This window comes from Flavonifractor plautii ATCC 29863 (genome assembly GCF_000239295.1).
GTDB lineage: Bacteria > Bacillota > Clostridia > Oscillospirales > Oscillospiraceae > Flavonifractor > Flavonifractor plautii.
The window spans coordinates 1-4,371 of the sequence record NZ_JH417789.1; the positions used below are offsets into that span (position 1 = coordinate 1).

A 4,371-nucleotide genomic window follows, 5' to 3' on the forward strand; every position below is an offset into this window, starting at 1 on the left:
CAGATTGTCAAGGAACAAGGCGCACGGGGTTGACGCAGTAGGCTGGGGACTCCTTTGTTGTTCCATCATTGGATTCGTACAAAAAGTAGGTGTATGTCTGCTTTTTGACTGCTCCGTTGATAGAGAGATAGCCCAGTTCATAGTCTCCATTGTAGATGTTGACCTCGCCTAGGGCTTCTTCCACACTGTCTGCGGCAAAGACCGATGTGGGTAGGATGCCAAGTAGCAGGATACAGGCCAAAAACAGGGATAGCAGTTTTTTCATAGCGCCTCCTTCAAAATGGGCGGAAAGAGGTGTTGAACATACGTTGCTCACCACCTCTTTCTAAACATGATTTAGTTAAGATTCAGAAGAAGCAAAGAAAAAAGCGCAGTGCGTTTCCTTGTGTTGAGAGAAAACGCTCTGCGCTTAAAATTCTACGGCCCGGACGCACCAGCGGTATTCCTGCTGATCACGGACACAGGTAAATAGGGTAATGCGGTTGTCGGTGGTAGAGGCTGTGTCGCTGGTGTCTGTCTCCAGTACCTTTTCCACGCTGACTACCTGATAGGTCCGTGTGCCCAGCTTGGTGGTCCAGGTGATCGAGTCCCCTGGCTCCAAGGTATGCAGGTCTCCAAAATCATCCCGGACACCGCGGTTGTGACCCGCAATACAGCAGTTGCCGTCCCAGACACTAGTGCCAGGGAAATGACCGGCCCCTTTTGCCAGAGTGCTGTTGTCTGTCCCTTCGTAGACCTTGGTAGACAGGCCGATAGCCGGGATCTTGAGTGTCCCCAGGTGTCCGTCGGAGTAGTAGAGATCGCTGGTGACGGCTGTATAGCCGACGTCCTGGCCAGAACTGCCCCCATTTCCTGTGTCGATCACAGGATAGTTGACGCTCCCTGTCTGGGACACCAGCCCGCCGCCATCCAGAGCGCCGGGGATGAGATTGGGCGTCAGAGGGTCGCCGCTACCGGGGAGGTAACTGGTAGGTGTGCCAAATCCAGGCGGGATCAGGGCGGTGTTCTTACTCCGGTCTACATTGGGATCTTCCCATTCGTAGATGGTGTCATCGCTGGTAGGTCTGCCGAACAGGTAATCGTCCGGGGCCTCCATGGTATATTCCAGGGCGCTGGCCTGGCCCACACATAGGGCGCATAACATGGTGGCCAGCAGAAGTGCTCTCAGCTTCAGTTGAATCAGCTCCTTCCTTTGTACCGCTTGAACAGGAAAACCCCACCTGCAGTCAGTAGGAGAACCGCGCCGCCAATCAGGAGGGGCTGTTTGATGTCAATTTCTGCCGTGGCCCCATTTGAGTTTTCGCTGGAAGGGGTATTTGTGGGGGCCGGGTCTGTCTGCGCCTCGGGGACCTCCGTGCTGCCGAAAATGGCGGTATAGGTCAACACAGAGCAGTTGGTTTTGGAAACTTGGCCGGTATAGTCTGCCGTAACAGTGTAGCCGGTAGCATAGGTGCTGCTGGTAGTGCCGGTATATTTGGCGGTGGCAGTATATCGGGTGACGGCCCCATCCGCCCCGGCTTCACTGGTCTCGGCCCACTGGACGTCTGCCAGAGTCAGGCTTTTTCCAGTGTCCTCAATGCTCTTTGGAATCAAAGATAGATCCGCTTCCGAGAGATTGGGATAGGTGCGGGTGGCGGAGAGATCCTTTGTCCGGGTAGCATAACCGTCTGCCGCTACCTTAACAGTGGTATGATCCAGTGTCAGAGTGCCGGTATAACCGTCCTCTGTGGTTACCTCCATCTGCGGTTCCAGACTCTGGAGGATCTTCTCCATATTGTTGGTCTCGCTGGCCAGAGTTTTGGTCTGGGTGATGGTCTGGATGTCCACCCCAACCTCGTCCTTCCGCGTCATATCCAGCAGATAATAGAGGCGGCCATCCCGCTCAAAATCCTCGGTGGGAATCTGGGATGGGTCATCTGCCAGGGACAGCTGGTACACTTTCTTGATCCTGGGGCTGTCTCCCTCCATATACTCCTCCACCGATGTGGGGTAGTAACTGGCACTCTGCTCCGGTTCAACGGCCAGAGCAGGGACAGATGCCGCCAGGAGCAGGGTCAGGGCGCACATCGTGGTCAAAATGCGTTTCATACTGGATTCCTCCTACAACAATTTTTCTTTTGATTTGCCGGAAATCATATTGTTATTTCTTCTTTTGGAAATTGTCACCCCCTTTCCCGGAGCACATTTCGTTGCAGCAGATACTCATTCCAATCCTTTCCCTGTGGAGGAAGTTGTTGAGACACCTCATAGTCCTCTGCGGAGAACATTTCTCGGAGCTTTTGGGTTGCCTGCCGACCATGTTCATCGTTATCCAGGCACAGAATAATCCTGCGTATGTGTGGGTTGTCTCGCAGATAGGTCCGCAGTCCTCCTTCGTACAGCCCACACAGTGCCACCGCGTTGGAGGTTACTTTCCGGTGCAGGGTGCAGAAGCTCATCAGGTCGATTGGGGCCTCAAAGACAAGAACTGCATCATGCTTCTTGCTGCAGTAAAGTCGAAATGCGATGTCCTTATTGCTGCCTGGGACATCCCCCTTAAAGCTGCTGCCGTTCCAATCATAGGTTCCTCGTTGATTGGCAAATACCGGCGCTCCTGATTGGTCCCGGCCAACAAAGACACAGTTGTGATGTCGGGCGTCCTCGTACAGCAATCCAGCCTCCACAAAGCCCCGGATCACTTGGGGTGCGATCCCACGCTTGCGGAGATAGGCAAACACCCTGCGGTGATCCACGTTGGCAGGGGGGAGGGTAAAGGGGACCTTTTCCTCCTTTTCCTTGGTCTGCCGCGGAGTGCTCACCGGGGGAGAGTCACGGGCGCGGCCATGCCAGGTCAGCAGGTACTCCACGGCCTCCGGGAAACTTTTGTTATAGAACCGCTGGAGGAATGTGATGGCATCTCCGCCGATGCCCTCTGAGTAGCGGAACCAGGTACGTCTGTCCTTGATCCGGATGCTGTCCATCTCCTGCGTGGTGTAGTACCTGCCGATCCGCTTCACCTGGTAGCCCAGGGAGATCAGCAGATCTGGAAGGTCCGTGTCTCGGACAGTGGCCATTTCAGCCTCTGTAAAACGAGTTTTTTCTGACGTTTGTATCATGTTCACCCCCCTTCTAGGAAAAACAAAAAAGGGGCCGGAGGACGCATCTGCTTGAGATGTGTCCTCCGGCCCCTTGCTTTGACTCCTTGTGTTATTGTTCGATGTCCGCTGTGCCTCACTCCGCCTCCGTGCTGGCCTCGCTGGCGTCTGGGGTGGTACCGGCGGCTCCGCTGTCCTCCGGGGCTTCCTCGGTGCTCTCAGGGCCCTCCTGTGGGGCCAGGCTGGCTTCGGCTTCCGCCAGCGCCTGTTCGATCAGGCCCAGGACGAAGTCCCGCTGGGTGAGCTTTACGCCGGTCCGAGCCGTTTCTCTGGCCAGGTGGGTCTTGATGCGCTGGAAGAGTTCCTCGGGAATCTGGAATGCCATCGTTCTGCTGCCTGTCATGTTGATTCCTCCATTCTCATCTTTCATCTTGTAGTATTCAGTGAGCAGTGCTGCGATGTACTGGCTGGTAGTCATCTCCAGGCGGTCTTTTTCTTCTGTTACCCGGTTGTGCAGGGCGATGTCGATTTGAGCGCATAGGTTTTTCTTGTCTGCCATGGTCTGCTCTCCTTTCCTCGTTTTGCAACGCAAGTATATCCAAAACCATGGCAGAAAGCTATTACCAAGACCACCAAGGAACCAAGGACAAAGCAAGCAATACCACCAACTGAAACAGCTACGTAATAAAAAGAGAGAAGCCCCCGTTGGCAGTTCGATTTGAACTACCAGCGGGGGCTTCTCTCGCTGTTTTCTCTTTGCTCAGAGGTTCGAATCACACCACATCACGAAAATGGCCTTTTGCATCTCCATCTCGGCTGGTGCTCGATTTTTCCCTCTAAGACGGCTGAAACCCTTGCCGCAGCAAGGGTTTCAGGGGTTGCATCTTTTTCAGCAACCTTAGTTGGTCCGAGTGGGGAGACTCGAACTCCCGGCATCTTGCTCCCAAAGCAAGCGCGCTACCAACTGCGCTACACCCGGTTATGAAATTTTCCAATTGTGGTCAAACATGTGGTCAACGCCGATTTTTGACCAGTTACCGGCGAGGGGGAAAGTGCTGTCAGCCCAAGTGTCCCAAGGCTTTCCGGGTTTTCCGAGGACTTCGGCTCGAACCCGAGCCTCACGCTCCCAAAGCAAGCGCGCTACCAACTGCGCTACACCCGGATATTTTGTTGGAGTGTTCCACTTTGTTGCTCAGTCAGCTTTTCTATTATAATATATAGACAGAAGGATTGCAAGAGGGCATTTTGATATGATATGATAGCCCTGTAGGACTACAATACATATTGGACATCTGAA

The 4,371-nt window shown here is 54.1% G+C and carries 5 protein-coding genes and 1 tRNA gene; all 6 read right to left on the bottom strand.

Annotation, left to right across the window (positions count from 1 at the left end; all coding sequences use genetic code 11):
- Window positions 1–7 precede the first annotated feature (7 nt).
- Window positions 8–265 (bottom strand): hypothetical protein, encoded by a 258-nt coding sequence (locus HMPREF0372_RS10320; protein ID WP_007491939.1) that lies wholly within the window; start codon window positions 263–265, stop codon window positions 8–10.
- A gap of 144 nt (window positions 266–409) precedes the next feature.
- Complete coding sequence (locus HMPREF0372_RS10325) at window positions 410–1,144, bottom strand: class D sortase (protein ID WP_007491940.1); 735 nt, start codon at window positions 1,142–1,144, stop codon at window positions 410–412.
- Between the two features lie 35 nt (window positions 1,145–1,179).
- On the bottom strand, window positions 1,180–2,088 hold the full coding sequence (locus HMPREF0372_RS10330; protein WP_007491941.1) for a hypothetical protein: 909 nt from the start codon (window positions 2,086–2,088) through the stop codon (window positions 1,180–1,182).
- A gap of 74 nt (window positions 2,089–2,162) precedes the next feature.
- Complete coding sequence (locus HMPREF0372_RS10335; RefSeq protein ID WP_007491942.1) at window positions 2,163–3,053, bottom strand: toprim domain-containing protein; 891 nt, start codon at window positions 3,051–3,053, stop codon at window positions 2,163–2,165.
- Between the two features lie 157 nt (window positions 3,054–3,210).
- On the bottom strand, window positions 3,211–3,633 hold the full coding sequence (locus HMPREF0372_RS10340) for a hypothetical protein (RefSeq protein WP_007491943.1): 423 nt from the start codon (window positions 3,631–3,633) through the stop codon (window positions 3,211–3,213).
- A gap of 344 nt (window positions 3,634–3,977) precedes the next feature.
- A tRNA-Pro gene (locus tag HMPREF0372_RS10345) sits at window positions 3,978–4,053 on the bottom strand.
- Window positions 4,054–4,371: the final 318 nt, after the last annotated feature.

What these genes read in the sequence shown, in the direction of transcription:
- HMPREF0372_RS10320 (WP_007491939.1), bottom strand. Translation starts at nt 265, where the DNA reads ATGAAAAAACTGCTATCCCTGTTTTTGGCCTGTATCCTGCTACTTGGC.
- HMPREF0372_RS10325 (WP_007491940.1), bottom strand. Translation starts at nt 1,144, where the DNA reads ATGTTATGCGCCCTATGTGTGGGCCAGGCCAGCGCCCTGGAATATACC.
- HMPREF0372_RS10330 (WP_007491941.1), bottom strand. Translation starts at nt 2,088, where the DNA reads ATGAAACGCATTTTGACCACGATGTGCGCCCTGACCCTGCTCCTGGCG.
- HMPREF0372_RS10335 (WP_007491942.1), bottom strand. Translation starts at nt 3,053, where the DNA reads ATGGCCACTGTCCGAGACACGGACCTTCCAGATCTGCTGATCTCCCTG.
- HMPREF0372_RS10340 (WP_007491943.1), bottom strand. Translation starts at nt 3,633, where the DNA reads ATGGCAGACAAGAAAAACCTATGCGCTCAAATCGACATCGCCCTGCAC.